This is a genomic window from Methylobacterium sp. WL116 (assembly GCF_008039455.1).
In the GTDB taxonomy this organism is placed as follows: Bacteria; Pseudomonadota; Alphaproteobacteria; order Rhizobiales; family Beijerinckiaceae; genus Methylobacterium.
The window spans coordinates 1-22,769 of sequence record NZ_VRUV01000005.1; the positions used below are offsets into that span (position 1 = coordinate 1).

Consider the following 22,769-nt stretch of genomic DNA (forward strand, 5'->3'; position numbering starts at 1 on the left):
CCTCTGCCGCGCCGCCGCGGACGCGGCACGGCGGAGGCCGGACCTCGGCTGGCGCATCCTTGCCGGCCACGGCATCGCGCAGGCCGAGATCGATGCCATGCGCGCGAGGCTGGCCGACGGCGTCCTGACGCGGGCGCAGCCGAATTATCGCGCGCTTCTGGCGCGGGCTGCGGTGTCGGTGAGCGCCTGCGGCTACAACACCGCGGTGGATCTCCTCGCCACCCGGACGCCCGCCGTGCTGGTGCCGTTCGCGGCAGGCGCCGAGACCGAGCAGAGCCTGCGTGCCCAGCACCTCGCCGCCCGCGGCTTGGCCCGGATCGTGCCCGAGGACGCACTTTCCGCGGCGACGCTGCTCGACGCCATCGCGTCTGCAGCCGGAGCGCCGATCCCGGCAGATCACGGCATCGCGCTCGACGGCGCACGGCGCACGGTCGCCATCGTCGAAACGCTCCTCGCCGCGAAGAAACGGAGCGCCCGTGCGGAGAAGACCCCGCTCGACCGCCTGCGCGCCGTCCTCGACGAGTCCGGCGCGCGCGGCCGCCGCGTGCCGATCTGGTGGCGGGACGACGATGCCGTCGCCGCGACGCCCGCCCTGGACCGCCTGCTCGACCTCTCGGACACCTTCGCGTCCCCGCTGCTCGTCGCGGCGATCCCGGCAGGCATCGAGATGTCCCTCAGTGAGCGTCTCGCCGACGCGCCACGCGTCAGCCTCGCCGTGCACGGACTGGCCCACACCGATCACGCCGCACCCGGCAGCAAACCATCGGAGTTCGGCGCCGACCGTCCCCTGCCGCTCGCGATCGCGGACGCCGCGGAAGGCCTGCGCCTCGCCCGCGCGCGGCTTCCGGCGGACCGGCTCCTGCCGGTGTTCGTGCCGCCGTGGAACCGCCTCGCCCCCGAAATCGCCGCCGCCCTTCCGGCGCTGGGCTATCGCGGGCTGTCGTCGGTGCCCGGAGCGGCGGTGCCCGGCCTGATGTGGGCCGACGTCGCGATCGACCCGATCGACTGGCGCGGCACGCGCTCGCTCGTCGATCCCGCACGGCTGATCGACACCTTGTGCCGGACCATCGCGGAGGGAAACGATCGGCCGGTCGGGCTGCTCACCCACCACCTCGCCCACGACGAAGCGATCTGGGACTTCCTCGGCGCCCTGTTCGCGATCCTGTTCCGGCATCCGGCGGTAACGCTCTGCGACCCGCGGCATCTGTTCCGGCCCCCGGCGGTGGACGGGGCGGTGCCGGCGTGGTGGACTTGCCCGGCCGACGCGCCTGCGAGGATCGCTTGAGCCCGCTCCTGTCCATCCAGAACCTGCAGGTCGATTTTGGCGGACACGGTGCGCCGTTCCGCGCCCTGCACGGCCTGTCGCTCGACGTGATGCGCGGGCGGACCCTGGCGCTCGTCGGCGAATCCGGCTCGGGCAAGTCGGTGACCGCGCAGGCGATCCTGCGCATCCTGCCCCGGGTGGCCACGATCAGCGCCGGCCGCATCCTGTTCGACACCGGCCGCGGGGCAACCGACATCGCCGCGCTGCCCCCCGACGGCCCGGCGATGCGCGCGATCCGCGGCGCCGGCATCGCGATGATCTTCCAGGAGCCGATGACCTGCCTGTCGCCGCTCCACACCATCGGCGACCAGGTCGGCGAGGCGCTGCGCATCCACGGCAACGCCACCCGGGCCGAGGCCGACGTGCAGGCCAGGGACGCCTTCGCCCGCGTCGGCTTCCCCGATCCGGCGCGGGCGCTGCACACCTATCCGTTCGAGCTCTCCGGTGGCCTGCGCCAGCGGGCGATGATCGCGATGGCGCTGATCCTCAAGCCCGCCCTGCTCGTCGCCGACGAGCCGACGACGGCCCTCGACGTGACGACCCAAGCCCAGATCCTCGCGCTGCTGACCCGGCTGCAGGACGAGACCGGCATGGCGATCCTGCTGATCACCCACGACCTCGGCGTCGTCGCCAACGTCGCCCACGACGTGGCGGTGCTCTATCGCGGCCGCCTCGTCGAGTCCGGCCCGCGCGGCGCGGTCATGCGCGACCCCGGCCACCCCTACCTCAAGGCGCTGCTCCACGCTGTGCCGCGCTTCGACATGGCGCCGGGCGAGCGCTTGACGCCGATCCGCCCGGCCAGGGCGGTGATCCCGCCGGCACGCAGGCCGGCGGCGATCGACGGGCCGATCCTGCGCATCGAAGGGGTCTCGAAGATCTTCACCCTGCGCTCGGGGCGGTTCGGCGGGCCGCCGCGGGTCGTGCGGGCGGTCTCCGACGTGTCGCTCGACCTCGTGCCCGGCAGGACGCTCGGGCTCGTCGGCGAATCCGGATCGGGCAAGACCACCGTTTCGAAGATGGTGATGCGCGCGCTCGCCCCCGACGCCGGCCGCGTGCTGTTCGACGACGGCACCGGCCCGCGCGACGTCCACGCCCTCGCCGGCGCCGACCTGTTCGCCTACCGCCGCGCCGTGCAGTTCGTGTTCCAGGACCCCTACGCCTCGCTCGATCCGCGGATGACCGTGCGCCAGATCCTCACCGAGCCGATGGAGATCCACGGGATCGGCGGGCGCGAGCGCCGGGCTCGGGCCGAGGCGCTGATGGCGATGGTCGGCCTCGAAGCCGGCGCGCTCGGGCGCTATCCGCACGCCTTCTCCGGCGGCCAGCGCCAGCGCATCGGCATCGCCCGGGCGCTCGCCCTCGATCCGAAGGTGCTGGTGCTCGACGAGCCCGTCTCGGCGCTCGACGTCTCGGTGCAGGCCCAGATCCTGAACCTGCTGAAGGACTTGCAGGCCGCGCTCGGCCTGACCTACCTCATCGTCTCTCACAACCTCGCGGTGATCGACTACATGGCGGATACCATCGCGGTGATGTGCCGGGGGCGAATCGTGGGGCAGGCCCCGAAGGCCGCCCTGTTCCGCAACCCGGTCCATCCCTATACCCGCGCGCTGCTCGCCGCGGTGCCCGACCCGAGCCTCGACCACCCGCTCGATTTCTCGGCGGTCACCGGCGACCATTCCGACCCGGGCCGCTGGCCGGAGCCCTACCGGCTGGCGCCCGACGAGGCCGGCCATATGGTCGAGATCGAGCCGGGCTACCACGTCCGCCACGGCGCGGCCGATGCGCGGCGGGCCGCATGAGCACGCCCCGCCCCTCCCGCACGCTGGAACGGCTCCGCCGCCGCGTGCTCGCGCCGTTCTTCGACAGGCTCGGCTACGACCTCGTGCCCGCCGCCCCCGACTGGTCGCACCGCCCGACCTCGCCGCGCGAGGTCGACCAGTTGCTCGGCTCAGCGGCCGACAGCCTGCAGCGCGACCTCGCCGCGTCGGGCATCGCGACCAGCCTCGACGTGCCCGCGGCGGTGCGGCGGTTCTGGACGCTGATCCCGACGGCGCCGGTGCGCCAGCGCCGCGGCGGCAGCGGATTCAACGGCGCGCTCCAGCTCTACGTGGCGATGCGCGCGCTGGCGCCGGCCACGGTCATCGAGTCCGGGGTCTTCCGCGGGCTCACCACCTGGGTGATCCGGCAGGCTTGCCCGGACGCGACGATCCATTGCCACGATCCGGACCTGTCGAACCTGCATTATCGCGACCCGAGAGCGCATTACAGCACCGCCGACTGGTCGACGGCCGACTGGTCGCAGCTCGATGCGGCGACGACGGTCGCGTTCTTCGACGACCACGTCTCGCAGGGGCGGCGGGTGATCGAGGCGAGGCGCCTGGGCCTCACCCGCCTTCTGTTCGACGACGACGCCGCCGGCCATCGCATCCATGCCCATGGCGGCCCGGCGCATCCCACCATCGCGATGATCGAGACCTTGCGTGACGAGGCTGGGCGCGACGAGGCTCGGCGCGTCAGGGCCGAGCCGATCCGCTGGCAGCGCAACGGCCGCAGCTTCGAGCAGCCGGCCAACGACCCGCTCGCCCGCGAGGCCGCAGCCGGCATCGCCCGCGCGCACGCCTTCGACGACCTGCACCGCGCCACCGGCTACTCGCCGGCCCGGCTGACCTACGTGGCGGTGCATCCGCCGAAGCGAGGAATAGCCGCTTGATCGGGCTTCGGAACGACGAAAGCGCGGGCTCCCCCTCCCCCCCTGCTGCGCAAGGTACCCTTTCCCGCAAGGGGGGGAGGGAGACGCGCGCCGAGGCGGCGCGCACATCGGATGCCGGGATTTCGCGCCGTGCATTGTTGATCGGCGTCGCGACTGCCTCGACGGTTTTCGCCGCTCCTCGTTTCGCCCGCGCGGATACCCCTCGGACAGGGCCGCCCGAAACCCCGCTCGTCGTCGATCCCGCCGCCGCCGCGCGCAAGCTCGGCACCAGCGGCGGGACGATCCGCACCCTGATCGCCAAGGCGCGGGACGTGCGCTACCTCTCGGTCTACGGATACACCCGCCTCGTCGGCTACGATGCGGACCTCGTGTTGAAGCCCGACGTGCTGGCGGCTGTCGCGGTCGAGGGCGGGCGCTTCACCTTCACCCTGCGCAAGGGCCATCGCTGGTCCGACGGCGAGCCCTTCACCACGGAGGATTTCCGCTACTACTGGGAAGACGTCGCCAACGACAGGGATCTGAGCCCCGGCGGCCCGCCCGATTTCCTGCTGGTCGACGGCAAGCCGCCGACCGTCGAGATCGTCGATCCGGTCACCGTGCGCTTCACTTGGGATCGGCCGAACCCGCGCTTCCTGCCGGCCCTCGCCGCGCCGCGCGACCCGCTGATCTACCGCCCGGCGCATTACCTGAAGCCGGTCCATCCGCGATACGTCGGGCGCGAGAAGGCCGAGGCCGCGGCCAAGGCGCAGAAGCTCCGCGGCTGGGCGGCGCTGCACAACCGGATGGACGACAACTACGAGCTGAACAATCCCGACGCCCCGACCCTGCAGGGGTGGCGGCCCCGCACCCGCGCGCCGGCGACGCGCTTCGTGTTCGAGCGCAACCCCTACTACCACCGCATCGACACGGCCGGCACGCAGCTCCCCTATCTCGACCGCATCGTCATGGACGTCGCCTCGAGCGGGCTGCTCGTCGCCAAGACCAATGCCGGCGAGGCCGACTTGATGTTCCGCGGCCTGACGATGGCCGACATCCCGAGCCTCAAGGAGGGCGAGCGCGCGCACGGCTACCGCACCAACCTGTGGCCGCTCGCGCGCGGCTCTGAGATCGCGCTCTACCCGAACCTGACGACCCTCGATCCCGGCTGGCGCGCCCTCAACCGCGACGTGCGCTGGCGCCACGCGCTGTCGCTCGCCATCGATCGCCGCACCCTCAACAACACCCTGCTGTTCGGCCTCGGCACCGAGGGCAACGACACGCTGATCCCCGAGAGCCCGCTCTACGCGCCCGAGATGCGCACGCTGCATGCGGGCTACGAACCGGCGGCGGCCGAAAGACTGCTCGACGCCGCCGGCCTCGACAGGCGCGACCCCTCCGGCATCCGCCTGATGCCGGACGGCCGGCTGCTCGAGCTCGTCGTCGAAAGCGACGGCGAGGTCTCCATGGTGCTCGACGGGCTGCTGCTGATCAGCGAGTTCTGGCGCGAGGTCGGGATCAAGCTCGTGGTCAAGCCGCAGGAACGCACGAACCTGCGCCGTCGCTCGGTGGCCGGGATGACGGTGATGGTGGCGGCGCAGGGGCTCGACCTCGCGGTGCCGACGGCGATCATGCCGCCGACCGAGCTGAGCCCGGCGCAGAGCGACCATTATTCCTGGCCGCGCTGGAGCCTCCACGTCGAGACGCACGGGGCGAGCGGCGAGGCGTGCGACGTCGAGGCCGTCCGCCGCCTGATCGACCTCGACCGCCAGTGGCGCGACACCGACGACGCGGGCAGGCAGGCGGCGATCTGGCGCGAGATGCTAATGAACCACGCCGAGAACACCTGGGTCATCGGCACGGTCGGGGGCGCGCTGCAGCCGGTGGTCGCGGCAAGCCATCTCGCCAACCTGCCGGCCAAGGCGCTGTACGCCTTCGAGCCGACGGCGATGATCGGCGTCCAGCGCCTCGACGAGATGTTCTGGGACCGCCCGGCCGAACGCCAGGCCCAGCTATGACGATCGCCGTGCTGCGCCGCGTCCTCACCATGGCGGTGACGCTGCTGGTGATCTCCGCCCTCGTCTTCGCAATCATCAAGCTGCCGCCGGGCGACTTCCTGACGAACCGGATCATGGAGCTGCGCTCCATGGGCGAGGCGGCGTCCGTCGCCAAGGCCGAGCTGCTGATCCGGCAATACGGCCTCGACCGGCCGGTCTACGAGCAGTACCTGATCTGGATCGGGCTGATGCCCGGCCCGGCGGGCTTCTCCGGGCTGCTGCAGGGCGATTGGGGCTGGTCGTTCGAGTACGATCGCCCCGTTTCCGAGGTGGTGGGCGATGCGCTCTGGCTGACGCTGGTGGTCAACCTCGCGGCCCTGGTCTTCGTCCATCTCGTCGCGATCCCGATCGCGATCTACTCGGCGACGCATCGCCATACCGCGGGCGACGCGGTCGTCACCGTGCTCGGCTATGTCGGCCTCGCCGTGCCCGGGTTCCTGCTGGCGCTGATCCTGCTGTTCTACGCCAACATCTGGTTCGGCCTGTCGATCGGCGGCCTCTACGACGCATCCTTCACCGGCAAGCCCTGGGACTGGCCGAAGGTCCAGTCGCTGCTGGCCCACCTCGCGGTGCCGACGCTCGTGATCGGGCTCGGCGGCACGGCGGCGATGATCCGGCGGATGCGGGCGAACCTGCTCGACGAGCTCGCGAAGCCCTACACCGTGACCGCGCGGGCCAAGGGCCTGCCGCCGCTGCGGGCGCTGCTCAAGTATCCGTTCCGGATGTCGCTGAACCCGTTCGTCGCCGACATCGGCAACCTGCTGCCGCACCTCGTCTCCGGATCGGTGCTCGTCTCCCTGGTGCTGAGCCTGCCGACCGTCGGCCCGCTGCTGCTCGACGCGCTAAAGAGCCAGGACCAGTTCATGGCCGGCTTCATCCTGATGTTCGTCGCGTTGCTGACGCTCGTCGGCATGCTGATCTCGGACCTCGTCCTGGTCTGGCTCGATCCGCGCATCCGCATGGGGGCACGCTGATGGTGCCCGAGACGGCACCCGTGGCACCTCACTTCGTCGACCCGGCGCCGTTCGATCCGGAGGCCGGCGGCGGACGTGATTCCGGCACGGCCTACGCCTCGGCTTGGCGGCTGATCTTCCGGAAGTTCCTCGGCCACCGCATCGCCGTCGCCTCGGCGCTCGTGCTCCTGGCACTCTACGCCGCCGTGCCCTTCGTCGAGTTCCTGGCCCCCTACGAGCAGGCGAGGCGCAACGGCGACTACCTGTTCGCGCCGCCGCAAGCGGTGCACCTGTTCCACAAGGAGCGGTTCGTCGGGCCGTTCGTCTATCCGTACCGGGCCGAGCTCGACATGGAGACCTTCCGCCGCGGCTACGTCACCGACACCGCCACGCCGCAGCCGCTGCGCTTCTTCTGCCGCGGCGACGCCTACACCCATCTCGGGCTCGGCCGGGGCGACCGGCACCTCGTCTGCCCGTCCGAGGGCGGGACGCTCTATCTGCTGGGCACCGACCGGCTCGGCCGCGACCTGCTCTCGCGCATGATCTACGGCGCGCGGGTCTCGCTGGTGATCGGCCTCGTCGGCGTCGCGATCTCGTTCGCGCTCGGGCTCCTGCTCGGCGGCATCGCCGGCTACTTCGGCGGCTTCGTCGACGCGGCGGTGCAGCGGCTGATCGAGGTGGTGCGCTCGCTGCCCGAGCTCCCGCTCTGGCTCGCCCTGTCGGCGGCGCTGCCGCCGAGCTGGAGCCCGCTCTGGGTGTTCTTCGGCATCACCATCATCCTCGGGCTGCTCGATTGGCCGGGCCTCGCGCGCGCCGTGCGCGGCAAGCTGCTGGCGCTGCGCGAGGAGGATTTCGTGCAGGCGGCGGAGCTGATGGGCGCCTCGCCCGCCCGCGTCATCGGCCGGCACCTGATCCCGAACTTCATGAGCCACTTGATCGCCTCGGCGACGCTCTCGATCCCGACGATGATCCTGGGCGAGACCGCCTTGTCGTTCCTCGGCCTCGGCCTTCGGCCGCCGGTGACGAGCTGGGGCGTGCTGCTCAACGACGCCCAGAACCTCTCGGCGGTGCAGCTCTACCCCTGGCTGCTGCTGCCGGTGGTGCCCGTGCTGGTGACGGTGCTGGCGTTCAACTTCCTGGGCGACGGGCTTCGGGACGCCGCCGACCCGTATCATTGAGGCACGCCTCGGCAGGGCTCGCCCCGGGCCGCGCCGTGCCGCATAAGGCGGCGAGATCGCTCCCGAGGACCGCCCCGTGACCGTCACCCAGATCACCCATCACGACCTCGACGGCTACGGCGCCGTGGCGATCGTCGGCAACCACGTCGACGTCGCGCGGATCGTTCACGTGCCCCGCTACTCCGATGTCGGCCCGGTGGTCGAGGAGGAGCTGAAGCGCCTGTCGAAGGCGGAAGCCTCCGAGACGCTGATCATGACCGATCTCGGGCTCGAGCCGGTGGCGGTGAAGTTCCTCAAGAGCTTCGTCGCGATGAACCGCAAGCGGGGCGAGGATGCCCGCCACCGCCTGATCGTCCTCGACCATCACGCCTCGTCGATCGACCAGCTGCGCCAGCACGGGGTCGAGCCGGTGGACGAGGCGGCCTCGCCGAAGCGCTTCGAGCTGGACGACCCGGACGTCGTCGTCCTGATCGACGAGACCTGCTGCGCCACGCGGATGGCGCACGCCAACCGCAGCCTCTACGCGACGCGCGACGGCGAGGATCTCACCGCCCTGGTCGAGGCCGTGGACGCCCTCGACCTGTGGAAGAAGGAGCGCCCGACCTTCGCCGGCGGGCTGATGCTCGACGAGGTGTTCTGGGACAACGTCGGCAACCTCGTGCCGGTCGGCCACCCCTGGCACGACCGCTTCGTCGTGGCGCTGCTCCGCGCGGTCTCGGGGCTGATCGACGAAGGCCTGGCGCCCGCCGAGATCGAGATCCGGGTCGCCGCGCTGCGCCGGCAGGTCCTCGATCGGCTCCTCGATGGGGAGGCCGACGACGACCGCAACCTGACCACGCGGATGCGGATCGCCCGCGTGCTCGCGCGCTCGGACGTGCTGTTCCGCCCCCTCTCGGACGGGACCCTGCTCTCGTTCGGCCTCGATTCGGGCACCTTCCAGCGCGTCTCGGACCTGATCATGGATCGCGGCGGCGCCAAGCGGGTGTGCAACGTCCAGCGCACGGGCTCCCTGTCGTTCCGCTCGAACGACGAGACCGCCCTGGATGCCGCGCGCAAGTTCCGCGGCGGCGGCCACAAGGACGCCGCCGGCGGCAAGCTGCCCGCCGGCTCGGCCTTCTCGCTCGCCGACGCGATCGCCCAGGTCGAGCCGATTCTCAATCCGCCGCCGCCGGATCGCTCGGGCAGCCCCTTCGCCGCGCTTAAGGATTGGAAAGGGTAGTCCGTCTCGAAAAGCCGCAGGATGATCGCATAGATTGTGCAATCGCTCCGTGCTGGCTAAGATATTGCCCGACCGAGATACTGCGTCAGATCTGTGCCTACGCCTGACCGAATTCGTGCTGGGATTTGACCAGCGTCGTCAACCGGAGTCGAAAAGCCCATGTCCGTTCGGCAAGGCTCGCAGCGGCGAGCGCCGAGGAAGCCCGCAATCGTCCCGGAGGCGTCCGCGGACTCGCAGCGCCTCGACAACCAGCTTTGCTTCGCCGTCTACGCCGCGGCGCATGCCTTCGGCCGCGCCTATCGCACGCTGCTGGGCCAGCACGACCTCACCTACCCGCAATACCTCGTGCTTCTCGTCCTGTGGGAGGAGGAAGGGTTGTCGGTGAAGGAGATCGGGACGCGGCTGTTCCTCGATTCCGGGACGCTCACGCCGTTGCTGAAGCGGCTCGAGGCGTCGGGCCGGGTCCGGCGCGCCCGCGATCGTGCGGACGAGCGCCAGGTCAGCATCTTCCTGACCGATTCCGGCCGGGCCCTGCGCAAGCCGCTGGCCTGCATTCCCGATCAGGCCGGCGGCATGACCGGCCTCGACGTCGAGGGGCGCCGCGCCCTGCTCGACCATCTCGTCACCCTCCGCACCGGCCTGCACGACGGCACCGACGCCTGATCGGGCCAGCAATGTCGACTCCTGCGAAACTCGGCGACCGCAAAGAAAAAAAGCCGTCCCCGCGTGAGCGGGAACGGCCCTCGGCCTGACCTGAATGGCCGGGTCGTCGATCGCTCAGGTCTTGGACTTGAGGTAGGCGATGATGTCCTCGACCTTCTTCTCGTCCTTGATGCCCGGGAAGACCATCTTGGTGCCGGGGACCTTCTTCTTCGGGTCGACCAGCCACTCCTTGAGATTCGCCTCGTCCCAGGTGATGCCCGAGTTCTTCAGCGCCGCGGAGAAGGCGTAGCCGTCGCGGCCCTCGCCGGCCTTCTCGCCGACGATGCCCTTGAGGTTCGGGCCGACGCCGTTCTTCTCGAAGTTGTGGCAGGACTTGCAGGGTGCGAACGCCTTCTCGCCGGCGGCCGCATCGCCTTCCGCCTGAGCGGCGATCGGCAAGAGCAGGGCAAGGGCGGCGCCGAGGATGACATGACGCATCGGGATTTCCTCCATTATGACGGCTATGGCCGTCAGGCTTATGGCAGAGCTTGGTCGATTGGAACAGGTCGAAGGTGCAAACGCCGTTCACGCCGATGTGCCGGTGCGACCAAACGTTGCAGTAGCCTCTCAGTCGCCTTCGAGTCGCCCCTTCGCCCGACGGTGCGGACCCGCCGGGAGTGCGATAGACTGATCTCCAAACGGTCCCCGCACCGCCGCGGAACCCGTCTAGGCCCACGCTCCTGAGCGGCGGCTGAAGGGCCTGACGCGGTGACGATCGGATCGACGAATTCCGGAGGTTTCGCCATGTCCATCCGCTTCCCCGAGCCCGATGTCGGCGTCGTCGCCCGCCGCGACGCAATCGTCGCCGGCCTGCGGCCGCTGGTCGGCCCCGAGGCCCTGGTGACCACGGAGGACGAGCGCCGCGCCTTCGAGACCGACGGGCTCACCGCCTACCGCAAGATGCCGCTGGCGGTGGTCCTGCCCTCTACCACCGCCGAGGTCTCCGCGGTGATGGCCTATTGCCACGCCCACGGCGTCCGCGTGGTGCCGCGCGGCGCCGGCACGTCGCTGGCCGGCGGCGCCATCGCGCAGGAGGATGCGATCATCCTCGGCGTGGGGAAGATGACCCAGGTGCTCGCCCTCGATTTCGAGAACCGCATCGCCCGCGTCCAGAGCGGGATCACCAACCTGGCGATCTCGGGCGCGGTCGGCCACGAGGGCTTCTTCTACGCACCCGACCCGTCGAGCCAGCTTGCCTGCACCATCGCCGGCAACATCGCGATGAATTCCGGCGGGGCGCACTGCCTTAAGTACGGCGTCACCACCAACAACTTGATGGGCGTGACGCTGGTGATGAACGACGGCACCGTGGTCGAGATCGGCGGCGACCATCTCGATGCCGGCGGCTACGACCTGCTCGGGCTGATCTGCGGCTCGGAGGGGCAGCTCGGCATCGTCACCGAGGCGACCGTCCGGATCCTGCGCGCCGCCGAGGGCGCGCGCCCGGCGCTCGTCGGCTTCTCGTCGGTCGAGGATGCCGGCGCCTGCACCGCGGCGATCATCGCCGCCGGCATCATCCCGGTTGCGATCGAGTACATGGACCGCGAGGCGATCCTGATCACCGAGGATTTCGCGCAGGCCGGCTACCCGCGCGACGCCGAGGCGATGCTGATCATCGAGGTCGAGGGCTCGGACACCGAGTGCGAGGCGATGCTCGCCCGCATCGCGGCGATCGCGCAGGATTTCCGCCCGACGAGCATCCGGGTCTCGAAGTCGGAGGCCGAATCCGCCGCGATCTGGAAGGGCCGCAAGTCGGCCTTCGGCGCCACGGGGCGCATCTCCGACTACATCTGCATGGACGGCACGATCCCGACCGGGCAGCTCTCCGTGGTGCTGGAGCGCATCGGCGCGATCTGCAAGGCGCAGGGGCTTCGCGTCGCCAACGTGTTCCATGCCGGCGACGGCAACCTGCACCCGCTGATCCTGTTCGACATCAACAAGCCCGGCGAGCTGCAGAAGGCCGAGACCGCGGGCGACGAGATCCTCAAGCTCTGCGTCGAGGTCGGCGGATGCCTGACCGGCGAGCACGGCGTCGGCATCGAGAAGCGCGAGCTGATGCGCTTTCAGTACACGCAGGCCGACCTGGAGCAGCAGATGCGAGTGCGCAACGTCTTCGACCCGCACTGGCTGATGAACCCGGCGAAGGTTTTCCCGCTCGAAGGGCGGGTCGCCGCCTGAGAGCAGGACCCGCCGGACCCGCGTTGACACCCATCGGACTTGCCGACATCCCTCCTGCGATGTTCCGGACCGACGTTTCGACAGCCACCGCCCGCCAGGAACGCCGCCTCGGCCGACGTCCGGATCGCGACCGGACCGTGCCGAGACCGACCCGGTGACGATTGGCATCGAGGACCCGAAGTTCCGCTTCCTCGCCGAGGGCGGCGAGACCGGCCGCGAGATCCTGATGAAGGATTGGTCCGGCTCGGTGCTCGGCCCGCTGGCGGAATGGCCGGTGGGGCTCCGCACCACGCTCGCGACGATGCTCGCCTGCCCGGTGCCGATGTTCCTGGCCTGGGGGCCGGACCTCGTCAGCTTCTTCAACGACGCCTATCGCGAGGTGCTGGGCGATCGCGTCTCCCGTGCGCTCGGCGTGCGGTTTCCGGAGCTGTGGGCGGACCTGTGGCCGGAGATCGGGCCGCTCTGCGCCCGGGCGCTCGCGGGCGAAGGCGTGTCGGTGCGCGACCTGCCGCTGACGATGCACCGCCGCGGGCAGCCCGAGCGGACCTGGTGGACCTTCTCGTACTCGCCGGTCCACGACGACGACGGCGCGGTCGCAGGCATGATCTGCATCACGCGGGAGACCACTGCGCAGATCCTGGCGGAAAAGGACCGCGAGGACAGCCGCAGCCGGCTCGACCTCGCGCTCTCGGCCGGCGACGGCATCGGCACCTGGGACTGGGACGTCGCGGCCGACCGCGTCACCGCGGATGCCCGCTTCGCCCGCCTCTACGGCGTCGATCCCGACCGGGCCGTTGCCGGCGCGCCGATCGCCGAGTTCTTCGGCGGCATCCATCCCGACGACCTGCCCGCCGTGCAGGAGCGGATCGCGGCGGCGATGCGGACGGGCGGCGACTTCGCGGCCGAGTACCGGCTCGTCCAGCCGGACGGCGTGCGCTGGGTCGCGGCGCAAGGGCAGTGCGTGCTCGATGCGGACGGCCGCCCCGTTCAGTTCCCGGGCGTGACCTTCGACATCACCGAGCGTCGCGACGCCGAGGACGCGGTCCGCGCGGCTGCGCGCGAGCTTCGCCTGGTGGCCGACGCGCTCCCGAGCCTGATCGCCTTCATCGATCCGACGCTGACCTACCGCTTCGCGAACGCCGCCTACGAGACGTGGTTCTCGCGCCCGCTTTCCGAAGTGATCGGCCGTACCGTCCGCGACCTCGTGGACGAGGACGGCTTCGCGCGGCGTGAGCCGGCCTTCGCCGCGGCGCTCGGCGGGGAGGATGTCCGCTTCGAGATGGAGTGGCCGCATCCCGACGGGCGCGAGCGCGTCGCGGACATCCGCTACATCCCGCGGCGGGATGGCGACGGCGCCGTCGACGGCTTCTACGCCTTCGTGCAGGACATCACCGACCGGACGCGGATCGAGGCCGCGCTGACGCGGGAGGTCGAATCGCGCACCCGCGAGCGCAACCGGCTCTGGGAGACCACGACCGACCTGATGGGCACGGCCGGGCTCGACGGCTACCTCAAGGCGGTCAACCCGGCCTGGACGCGGGTGCTCGGCTGGAGCCGCGAGGAACTCCTCGGCGAGCCGTTCGCGACGATCATCGACACCGCCGACCATGCCGAGACCGCCGAGGTCGTCGCGCAGCTCGCCCGCGGCGAGACCGTCGACGGCTTCGTCGACCACGTCATCCGGAAGGACGGCGAACGCCTCACCATCTCCTGGAACGCGGTGCCGGAAGGCGACCTGTTCTACATCGTCGGCCGCGACATCACCGAGCAGCGTGCGGTCGAGGAGCTGCTGCGCCAGGCGCAGAAGATGGAGGCGGTCGGACAGCTCACCGGCGGCATCGCCCACGACTTCAACAACCTGCTCACCGGCATCGTCGGCTCGCTCGACCTGATGCAGACCCGGATCAAGCAGGGCCGGACCGAGCAGATCGAAAAGTACGCCACCGCGGCTTTGTCCTCGGCCAACCGCGCCGCCGCGTTGACCCATCGCCTGCTGGCCTTCGCCCGCCGCCAGCCGCTGGAGCCGAAGCCCACCGACGCCAACGGCCTGATCGCCGGCATGGAGGACATGCTGCGCCGGACGCTGACGGAGCAGGTCAACCTGGAGATCGTCACCGCCGGCGGCCTGTGGCTCACGCTCTGCGACCCGCACCAGCTCGAGAACGCGCTGCTCAACCTCGCGATCAACGCCCGCGACGCGATGCCGGACGGCGGCCGCCTCGTGATCGAGACCTGCAACACCCGCCTCGATCGGGCCTACGCGCGGCTGCATCCGGAGGTGGAACCGGGCCAGTACATCTGCGTCTGCGTGACCGACACCGGCACCGGCATGAGCGCGGACGTGGCCGCCAAGGCCTTCGACCCGTTCTTCACCACGAAGCCGCTGGGCCAGGGCACCGGCCTCGGCCTGTCGATGATTTACGGCTTCGCCAAGCAGTCGGAGGGGCACGCCAAGATCTACTCCGAGCTGGGATCGGGCACGACGATCAAGATCTACCTGCCGCGCTACCGCGGCGAGGCGGCGGCCGAGGGCACCGGTCCCGGGATCGCCACGGCCCTGCGCGCCGAGCGCGGCGAGACGGTGCTCGTCGTCGAGGACGACCCGGTGGTGCGCGACCTCATCGTCGAGGTGCTGGGCGAGCTCGGCTACCACCCCCTCGAGGCCGCCGACGGGCCGGCCGGCCTGCGCATCGCGGAATCGCGCGCGCGGATCGACCTGATGGTCAGCGACGTCGGCCTGCCCGGCCTCAACGGGCGCCAGCTCGCCGACCGCGCCCGGCTGGTGCGGCCCGGGCTGAAGATCCTCTTCATCACCGGCTATGCCGAGAACGCGATCTTCGGCAACGGCGGCCTCGACCCGGGCATGCAGATGATCACCAAGCCGTTCCCGGTCGAGGTGCTGGCCAGCCGCATCCGCGAGATCATCGAGGGATAGGGCGACGCCGCGTCCCGGGCTCGCCTATTCGGCGGCCGAGAGGTTGAGGGCGAGCGACCGGGCGGCCCGCGTGCGGCCGCCGGGGCGATGCTCGGCCCCGGCGGAAAGCCCACGTCGGCCGTCGTTGATCGCCGCGTGGACCCCGTCCACCGCCAGGATCAGGGCGCTGACCGTGCGCGCGTCGATCGAGCGCTCGCGGGCGTAGCGCACCACGTCGGCGACGAGATCGTCCACCTCGATCGCCAGGGCGTCGAGCTCGGCCATCGTCGGCGCGGCGCGGACCTCGCGCATCACGTCGAGCAGGCGGTCGAGCACGATGTCGACCCGCTCGCGCCGCTTGCGGGCGAGGCGCTGGCCGAGCCAGGCGACGGCGGAGCCGATCGTTCCGCCGAAGAAGGCGAGCAGGTAGATGTAGTCCTCGTAGCGGTCGAGGAACGTCTGCTGCTCGCGCTCGAAGTAGTCCACCGCGCCGGGGTGGTTGGGCAGGCGCGCCGAGGTGGCGGCGACCGTGGTGTCGAAGTCGGGCGCCTTCATCAGCCTGACGATCGGCGCGGCCGCCGCGAGGCGCGAGCGCCACTCGAACAGGTGCTGCGTCGCGGAGGCGACGGCGACCCGGCTCACGGTGCCCCGCGCCATCAGGCGATACGAGGCGCCGACGGTCTTGACCTCCTCGGCCGGACGCTTCGGGCGCCCGCCGAAGGTTCCGGCCGGGATCGTGACGGATTGCAGCTCGGGATAGCGCTGCAGGATCGCGTCGCCGTCCGGCACCGAGACGAGGCCGACCTTCTTGTCGGGAAGGCCGATCTCGACGGCGTGGACCATGGCGCCCGCGGCCTTCGAGGTCGGGCTGGCGATGATCGCCACCGCGTCGACCCGCTTCTCGGCGATCGCGGCGGTGACTTCGGACGGCTTCAGCGGAACCAGCACGACCTGCCCCGGCGGGGCTTCCTCGCCGTCCGGGATGTCGGCGGCGGCGGGGACGAAGTCGTAGAAGGTCAGCAGGTTGGTGATGAACGGGATGTCGGCGCTGTGGCGCACGACGATGCCGAGGCGCCGGCGTGCAAGGTCGGGAAAATCATCGATCTCGCCGGCCTCCGAGGCGGCGACGATCAGGGCCTCGTCGTGCAGGATGGCGAGCGTCAGGCCGTTCTCGGGCAGCAGCACGTCCGGCCGCACCACCGCGAGGTCGGCCTTGTTGGCCTGGAGCGCGGCCGCGCTGTCGCGCACGTCGGCGTAGCGCACCACCTTCAGGCGTACATCCTCGCGGGCGCGGGACAGGGCGTTGGCGTAGGCCTCCATCAGCGCGGCCTCGGGGCCGTCCTGCGGCCCGACCGCTACGGTCAGCGTGGTCGGACGGGACAGGTAGACCACCGCCGCCGCGGTGGCGGCGAGCCCGAGAGCGAGCAGCACGAGGAGCCACTCGCGTCTCAACAGGATGGCCGATGCTGCGGGGAGGAGACCATGACCGATCCTGCCGCGTTGCCTGGGTTCCATGGCTGATCCATGAAACCGAAACCTGTCCGGATCGTGAAGAACCCGTGAAACGCGCAACCGTTGCAGACTCCGGTGCGGCCCGCGCTGCAAGGCCCGCGCCGCCCGTCACGGCCGCCTATCTCGAGCGGGCGGCGTTGCACTACCTCGAGCGCTACAGCGCCTCGGTGGAGATGCTGCGCCGGACGCTGCGGCGGCGGGTCGAGAAGCGCGCCCGGGCCCGCGGCGAAGAGGCGAGCGCCTTCTTCGAGATGATCGAGGCGACGGTGGCGCGGGCGGTCTCCGCCGGGCTGGTCGACGACGCGCGCTTCGCGACTGCGCGGCTCGCGACGTTGCGCCGGCGCGGCACCTCTTCCCGCGGCGCTTCGGCCAAGCTGTCGGCCAAGGGCCTGTCGCGCGATGCGGTCGAGACCGCGATGGAGGCCGAGCGCGAGGCCGTGCCCGAGGCGGATTCGGCGGCGATCGAGGAGAAGGCCGCCTTCGCCTACGCCAAGCGGCGGCGGCTCGGGCCGTTCCGCCGCCCGGACATCCGCGCTCTCCACCGCGACCGGGATCTGGCGGCGCTGGCGCGGGCCGGCTTCGGCTACGATCTCGCGCGCCGCACCGTCGACGCCGAGGAGGTGCCCGACGGGGCCTGAGCCTGGAACTCGCCGGAGCCTGCGCCACTTGGCCGGTCATCGACGGTGACGTCGCGCACGGTCGTGCGCGCCACCGCGAACCCTGGAGAGCTTCGATGATCAACCGCAAGGCGCACGCTGTCTGGCAAGGCAATGGCAAGGATGGCAAGGGCACGATCACGACTCAGTCCGGCGTGCTCTCGCAGCAGCCCTACGGCTTCAACACGCGCTTCGAGGACAAGCCCGGGACCAATCCGGAGGAGCTGATCGCGGCGGCGCATTCCGGCTGCTTCACCATGGCGCTGGCGTTCCAGCTGCAGGAAGCCGGGCTGGCCGCGACCGAGATGACCACCGAGGCGGTCGTGACGCTCGAGAAGGACGGTGCCGGCTTCAAGGTGACGAAGTCCGCGCTGACGTTGACCGCGGCGATCCCGGGCATCGACCAGGCCAAGTTCGACGCGCTGGCGCATGCCGCCGAGATCGGCTGCCCGATCTCGAAGGTTCTGGACTGCGAGATCACCCTGAAGGCCACCCTCAAGCAGGGCTGATCGGTCTTCAGAGCCGCGCCCCGCGAAAGGCAGGCGGGGTGCGGCATCGCCGCCCGGGGGCAACGCCGGCCGACGCCTTGTATTCACGCTCCCCGGGTTCATTGTTTGTTCGATGGATGAAACGCTCGCCAAGAAACTGCGCATCCTCGCCGATGCCGCCAAGTACGACGCCTCGTGCTCTTCGTCCGGCGCGCCGAAGCGCAAGGCCGGCAAGGACGAGCTCGGCTCGACTACCGGATCGGGGATCTGCCACGCCTACACTCCGGACGGCCGCTGCATCTCGCTGCTGAAGATTCTGCTGACGAACTACTGCCTGTTCGATTGCGCCTACTGCATCAATCGCCGCTCCTCGAACGTCGAGCGGGCGCGCTTCTCGGTGCAAGATGTCGTGACGCTGACGGTGGAGTTCTACAAGCGCAACTACATCGAAGGGTTGTTCCTCTCCTCCGGCATCATCAAGTCGCCCGACTACACGATGGAGCTGCTGACGCGGGTGGCGAAGTCGCTGCGGCGCGACCACGGGTTCCGCGGCTACATCCACCTCAAGTCGATTCCCGAGGCGAGCCCGTGGCTGATCGAGGAAGCCGGCCTCTACGCCGACCGCCTCTCGATCAACGTCGAGCTGCCGACCGAGGCGAGCCTGCAGAAGCTGGCCCCCGAGAAGGACGGCGCGACGATTCTCGGGGCGATGGCGCAGGTGGCCGAGCGCATCGTCGAGGCCAAGGCCGAGCGCCGGCGCTTCTCGCCGGCCGGGCAGTCGACGCAGGTGATCGTCGGGGCCGACGCGACCACCGACGAGGCGCTGATCCGCAAGAGCGCGCATCTCTACGGCAGCGTCGGGCTCAAGCGGGTGTACTACTCGGCCTTCAGCCCGATCCCGGAAGGCTCCGGCATCCTTCCGCTGAAGGCGCCGCCGCTCCAGCGCGAGCATCGGCTGTACCAGGCCGACTGGCTGATCCGGTACTACGACTTCTCCGCCGACGACGTCGCCGATGCGGCGGACGACGGGATGTTCTCCCTCGACATCGACCCGAAGCTCGCCTGGGCACTGAAGAACCGGCATCGTTTCCCCGTGGACGTGAACACCGGGGACCGCGAGATGCTGCTGCGCGTCCCCGGCCTCGGGGCGCGGGCGGTCGACAAGATCATCCGCGCGCGCCGCCACACGCGCCTGCGGCTCGACGACGTGGCGCGGCTGTCCTCGGCGCTGAAGCGCGCCCGCCCGTTCCTGATCGCGGCCGACTACACGCCGGGCGGGCTCACCGATCGGCTCGATCTGCGCAGCCGTCTGGTGGAGCCGGCGCAGCAGCTGAGCCTGTTCTGATGGATGCGCGCGACCTCGTCCCTCTCCCCTGTGCGGGGGAGGGTAGGCCTCGCGTCAACGAGGGTCGGGAGAGGGGAGCGACCTCTCCGGATAGCGCGCTCCCCTCTCCCGACCCGCTTCGCGGGCCACCCTCCCCCGCAGAGGGGGGAGGGACAGACAGCGCGCATCGCACGATCCACCTGCGCCCCGGTGCCGATCTCGATGGCTTCCGCGCCACCCTGCGCCGGCTGGTCGCCGACGGGGTTCCGCCCGATCGCGTCACGTGGTCGGCGGGCGATGCGCCCGGCTTGTTCGGCACGTCCGCCAGCGACGAGCCCGACGCGCCGCCGGTCGCGCTGCCGAAGCCCGTGGCCGGGCTGATCCCGATGGTGGTGCCCCACCGCGATCCCGAGCGCTACGCGCTGCTCCACACCCTGGTCTGGCGCGTGCTTCGCGGCGAGCGCCACCTGCCGGAGGTGGCGAGCGACCCGCTGGTCCACCGCCTCAACGGGATGCGCAAGGCGATCGGCCGCGACCTGCACAAGATGCACGCGTTCCTGCGCTTTCGCCGTATCGAAACCGATACGGGCGAACGCTTCGTCGCGTGGTTCGAGCCGGACAACCACATCCTTGAGGCCGCGGCTCCGTTCTTCGTCGACCGGTTCCGCGCCATGGACTGGACGATCCTGACGCCGGACGGCTCGGCGCATTGGGACCGCACGGCGCTGACCTTCGGACCGCCGGGCGACAAGGCGCAGCTGCCGGAGGGCGATGGCTTCGAGGCCGGCTGGCGGGACTATTACGAGAGCACGTTCAACCCGGCCCGCACCAACCTCAAGGCGATGCGGGCGGAGATGCCGAAGAAGTACTGGCACAACATGCCGGAGACCGCCGCCATCCCCGGCCTCGTCCGCGCGGCCGCGACCCGAACCACGCAGATGATCGAAAGGGCCCCCCAGATGACGATCAAGCGCGATCCGGCCAAGGCGGTGGCGGCGATGTCCGACCAGGCGCCGAAGACCCTCGAGGCGCTGAACGCGATCATCAAGCGTTCCGAGCCGCTGGTGCCGGGCGCGACGCAGGCCGTGCTCGGCGAGGGCCGCATCGGCTCGACCATCGCCTTCGTCGGCGAGCAGCCGGGCGACCAGGAGGACCGGCAGGGCCGCCCCTTCGTCGGGCCCGCCGGCCAGCTGCTGTCGCGGGCGATGGCGGAAGCGGGTCTCGACCGCGCGGCGAGCTACCTCACGAACGCCGTCAAACACTTTAAGTTCGAGGAGCGGGGCAAGCGCCGCATCCACCAGAAGCCGACCGCGGGCGAGGTCAGCCACTACCGCTGGTGGCTCGATCGCGAGCTGGACTTCGTCGCCCCGAAGCTCGTCGTCGCGCTCGGCGCGACCGCCGTGCTGGCGCTGACGGGCAAGCAGATCCCGATCACCCGCGCCCGCGGCCCGTTCCGGTTCGAGCGCCTCGACGACCGCTTCCAGGGCTTCATCACCGTCCACCCCTCCTACCTGCTGCGCCTGCCGGACGAGGCGAAGGAGGAGGCCTACGCCACCTTCGTCGACGACCTGCGTCGGGTCGCGGAATTGGGGCGCGCGCTGGCGGCCTAGGACGACGCGGCCGGCGCTCACCCCGCCGCCGGCTCCTCCTTGTGCGGCCGGAGTTCCGGCGATGGGTCGATCTCGGCCTCCGTCGGCGCCTCGGCGCGGCTGTCGGCGCGGCTCGCATCGACGAAGAGGCGGGCCTCGCCCTCGGTCAGGCCGAGGCTGCGCAGGGCATAGAAGGTCATGCCGAAGGCGAGTTCGCGCTCGGCCATCAGCACCAGCCCGACCTTCTCCTCCTCCATCCGGCGGCGCTCGGCGTCGCTGTGAGTGCGGATCAGGGTGTCGATCCGCGGGTTCGCCTCCCGGGCGATCTCGACCAGCCGGCGCGCATGGTGCGAATCCGGCGTCGCGATCACCAGGAGGCGGGCCTGCGCGATGTCGGCGGCGGCGAGGATGCCCGGCGCCAGCGCATCGCCGAACACCACCTCCAGGCCCGAGGCGCGCAGGTCGAGCACCCGCCGGCGGTCGCGATCGACCACGACGAAGGGCAGGTCCCAGGCGTCGAGCGCCTTGCCGATCCCGCTGCCGACCCGGCCGTAGCCGACGATGATCGCGTGGCCGCGATGGGGCTTGGCGGGCTCGGCGACGGCGATCGCATCGGCGCCGTGGCGCTCGAATCGGCGCGCGAGGTCGGGCCTGTCGGCGAGGTAGCGCTCCACCCGCGCGGCGAGCACGAAGAACAACGGGTTCAGCGTGATCGACAGCAGCGCCCCGCCGAGGATGAGGTCGCGCCCCTCCTCCGGCAGCAGCTTCAGCGACAGGCCGAGCCCGACGAGGATGAAGGAGAACTCGCCGATCTGCGCCAGGCTCGCGGCGATGGTGAGCGCGGTGCCGACCGGATGCTTGAACGCCAGCACGATCGCCACCGCGGCGATCGACTTGCCGAGCAGGATCACGCCGAGCACCGCCAGCACCGAGAGCGGCTCGCGCACGAGGATGCCGGGGTCGAACAGCATGCCGACCGAGACGAAGAACAGCACCGCGAACGCGTCCTGCAGCGGCAGGGAATCGGCTGCGGCCTGATGGCTCAGGTCGGACTCGGCGAGCACCATGCCGGCGAAGAAGGCGCCGAGGGCGAAGGACACGCCGAACAGCTCCGCCGAGCCGAAGGCGATGCCGAGCGCGAGCGCGAGCACGGCGAGGGTGAACAGCTCGCGCGATCCCGTGCGGGCCGCCTGGTCGAGCAGCCACGGCACCATGCGGCGGCCTGCGACCAGCATCAGGGTGGTGAAGACGCCGACCTTGGCGAGCGTCAGCCCGAGGGTGAGCCAGATGCTGTCGCCGAGATAGCCGGAGAGCGCCTGCGCGAGGGTGTTGCCCGTGGCATGGTCGCCGGTACCAGCGCTCCCGCCGAGCGAGGGCGCCAGCGCCGGCAGCAGCACCAAGGCGAGGACCATCGCGAGATCCTCGACGATGAGCCAGCCGACCGCGATGCGGCCCTTGTCGCTGTCGAGCAGGTTGCGCTCCTCCAGCGCCCGCAGCAGCACCACCGTGCTCGCCACCGACAGGGCGAGGCCGAACACCAAGCCGGCGCCGAGGCCCCACCCCCAGGCGAGCGCCAGGCCGCCGCCCATCGCGGTCGCCACCGCGATCTGCACCACGGCGCCGGGCAGCGCGATCGTGCGCACCGCCATGAGGTCCTTGATCGAGAAGTGCAGGCCGACGCCGAACATCAGCAGGATGACGCCGATCTCGGCGAGCTGGCCGGCGAGCTTCTGGTCGCCGACGAAGCCCGGCGTGAACGGCCCGATGGCGATGCCGGCTACGAGGTAGCCGACCAGCGGCGGCAGCCGCAGGCGTTGCGCCAGCATGCCGAACACGAAGGCGATCACGAGGCCCAGGGCGATGATGGCGATCAGCTCGGTCGCATGCGGCACGGGGCGATGGTCTCCTGGCGTCGGCGTCGGGATGGGCGTTCCTGAACGCCGTAGCGGAATCGCGCATCGAATTCCGTACGCGATGGCACCCGGGGGT

The 22,769-nt window shown here is 70.8% G+C and carries 17 protein-coding genes; 14 read left to right on the plus strand and 3 right to left on the minus strand.

Annotation, left to right across the window (positions count from 1 at the left end; genetic code table 11):
- The 8 genes from FV223_RS01350 to FV223_RS01385 form a co-directional block, all read left to right on the plus strand.
- Positions 1–1,285: polysaccharide deacetylase family protein (locus tag FV223_RS01350; RefSeq protein WP_281407431.1), on the plus strand; the 1,285-nt coding region annotated here is incomplete at its 5' end.
- Positions 1,282–3,123 carry an ABC transporter ATP-binding protein gene (locus FV223_RS01355; RefSeq protein ID WP_147724988.1) on the plus strand — a complete coding sequence of 614 codons (1,842 nt, stop codon included), beginning with the start codon at positions 1,282–1,284 and terminating at the stop codon, positions 3,121–3,123. The genes FV223_RS01350 and FV223_RS01355, both read left to right, overlap by 4 nt.
- Entirely contained in the window at positions 3,120–4,034 is a 915-nt protein-coding gene (locus FV223_RS01360) for a hypothetical protein (protein ID WP_147724990.1), read from the plus strand. The genes FV223_RS01355 and FV223_RS01360 overlap by 4 nt, the downstream gene beginning before the upstream one ends.
- A gap of 137 nt (positions 4,035–4,171) precedes the next feature.
- Positions 4,172–6,028, plus strand: a complete 1,857-nt coding sequence (locus FV223_RS01365) for an ABC transporter substrate-binding protein (protein ID WP_246686360.1) — start codon at positions 4,172–4,174, stop codon at positions 6,026–6,028.
- Entirely contained in the window at positions 6,025–7,041 is a 1,017-nt protein-coding gene (locus FV223_RS01370) for an ABC transporter permease (protein WP_147724992.1), read from the plus strand. Before FV223_RS01365 ends, FV223_RS01370 begins: the two co-directional genes overlap by 4 nt.
- Positions 7,042–7,043: 2 nt before the next feature.
- Positions 7,044–8,198, plus strand: coding sequence for an ABC transporter permease (locus FV223_RS01375; RefSeq protein WP_246686366.1), 1,155 nt, complete (start codon positions 7,044–7,046; stop codon positions 8,196–8,198).
- Between the two features lie 76 nt (positions 8,199–8,274).
- Complete coding sequence (locus FV223_RS01380) at positions 8,275–9,417, plus strand: dimethylmenaquinone methyltransferase (RefSeq protein ID WP_147724996.1); 1,143 nt, start codon at positions 8,275–8,277, stop codon at positions 9,415–9,417.
- Between the two features lie 159 nt (positions 9,418–9,576).
- Entirely contained in the window at positions 9,577–10,080 is a 504-nt protein-coding gene (locus FV223_RS01385; RefSeq protein WP_147724998.1) for a MarR family transcriptional regulator, read from the plus strand.
- Positions 10,081–10,194: 114 nt separating this feature from the next.
- Here the strand turns inward: FV223_RS01385 and FV223_RS01390 are convergent, their stop codons facing one another.
- Entirely contained in the window at positions 10,195–10,557 is a 363-nt protein-coding gene (locus FV223_RS01390; RefSeq protein ID WP_147725000.1) for a c-type cytochrome, read from the minus strand.
- Positions 10,558–10,863: 306 nt separating this feature from the next.
- Between FV223_RS01390 and FV223_RS01395 the strand changes: the two genes are divergently transcribed.
- Together FV223_RS01395 and FV223_RS01400 are read left to right on the plus strand one after the other, a co-directional pair.
- Entirely contained in the window at positions 10,864–12,297 is a 1,434-nt protein-coding gene (locus FV223_RS01395; RefSeq protein ID WP_147725003.1) for an FAD-linked oxidase C-terminal domain-containing protein, read from the plus strand.
- 226 nt (positions 12,298–12,523) lie between these two features.
- Positions 12,524–15,232, plus strand: coding sequence for a PAS domain-containing sensor histidine kinase (locus FV223_RS01400; protein WP_147725049.1), 2,709 nt, complete (start codon positions 12,524–12,526; stop codon positions 15,230–15,232).
- 24 nt (positions 15,233–15,256) lie between these two features.
- Here FV223_RS01400 and FV223_RS01405 read toward each other — a convergent pair whose 3' ends face one another.
- Entirely contained in the window at positions 15,257–16,663 is a 1,407-nt protein-coding gene (locus tag FV223_RS01405; RefSeq protein ID WP_147725005.1) for a TAXI family TRAP transporter solute-binding subunit, read from the minus strand.
- A gap of 107 nt (positions 16,664–16,770) precedes the next feature.
- On the opposite strand from FV223_RS01405, the gene FV223_RS01410 reads away from it, so the two are divergent.
- From FV223_RS01410 to FV223_RS01425, 4 genes are all read left to right on the plus strand, one after another.
- A complete protein-coding gene (locus FV223_RS01410) occupies positions 16,771–17,361 on the plus strand; it encodes a RecX family transcriptional regulator (RefSeq protein ID WP_243984810.1) in 591 nt (196 codons plus the stop codon).
- Between the two features lie 95 nt (positions 17,362–17,456).
- Positions 17,457–17,888, plus strand: coding sequence for an OsmC family protein (locus FV223_RS01415; RefSeq protein ID WP_147725009.1), 432 nt, complete (start codon positions 17,457–17,459; stop codon positions 17,886–17,888).
- Between the two features lie 112 nt (positions 17,889–18,000).
- Positions 18,001–19,212, plus strand: coding sequence for a putative DNA modification/repair radical SAM protein (locus tag FV223_RS01420; protein ID WP_147725011.1), 1,212 nt, complete (start codon positions 18,001–18,003; stop codon positions 19,210–19,212).
- Between the two features lie 173 nt (positions 19,213–19,385).
- Positions 19,386–20,801 carry a UdgX family uracil-DNA binding protein gene (locus FV223_RS01425; protein ID WP_246686365.1) on the plus strand — a complete coding sequence of 472 codons (1,416 nt, stop codon included), beginning with the start codon at positions 19,386–19,388 and terminating at the stop codon, positions 20,799–20,801.
- 17 nt (positions 20,802–20,818) lie between these two features.
- Here FV223_RS01425 and ybaL read toward each other — a convergent pair whose 3' ends face one another.
- Positions 20,819–22,672, minus strand: coding sequence for a YbaL family putative K(+) efflux transporter (gene ybaL, locus FV223_RS01430; protein WP_147725015.1), 1,854 nt, complete (start codon positions 22,670–22,672; stop codon positions 20,819–20,821).
- Positions 22,673–22,769: the final 97 nt, after the last annotated feature.

What these genes read in the sequence shown, in the direction of transcription:
- FV223_RS01415 (WP_147725009.1), top strand. Translation starts at nt 17,457, where the DNA reads ATGATCAACCGCAAGGCGCACGCTGTCTGGCAAGGCAATGGCAAGGAT.
- FV223_RS01390 (WP_147725000.1), bottom strand. Translation starts at nt 10,557, where the DNA reads ATGCGTCATGTCATCCTCGGCGCCGCCCTTGCCCTGCTCTTGCCGATC.
- FV223_RS01420 (WP_147725011.1), top strand. Translation starts at nt 18,001, where the DNA reads ATGGATGAAACGCTCGCCAAGAAACTGCGCATCCTCGCCGATGCCGCC.
- FV223_RS01385 (WP_147724998.1), top strand. Translation starts at nt 9,577, where the DNA reads ATGTCCGTTCGGCAAGGCTCGCAGCGGCGAGCGCCGAGGAAGCCCGCA.
- FV223_RS01395 (WP_147725003.1), top strand. Translation starts at nt 10,864, where the DNA reads ATGTCCATCCGCTTCCCCGAGCCCGATGTCGGCGTCGTCGCCCGCCGC.
- FV223_RS01370 (WP_147724992.1), top strand. Translation starts at nt 6,025, where the DNA reads ATGACGATCGCCGTGCTGCGCCGCGTCCTCACCATGGCGGTGACGCTG.
- FV223_RS01360 (WP_147724990.1), top strand. Translation starts at nt 3,120, where the DNA reads ATGAGCACGCCCCGCCCCTCCCGCACGCTGGAACGGCTCCGCCGCCGC.
- FV223_RS01400 (WP_147725049.1), top strand. Translation starts at nt 12,524, where the DNA reads ATGAAGGATTGGTCCGGCTCGGTGCTCGGCCCGCTGGCGGAATGGCCG.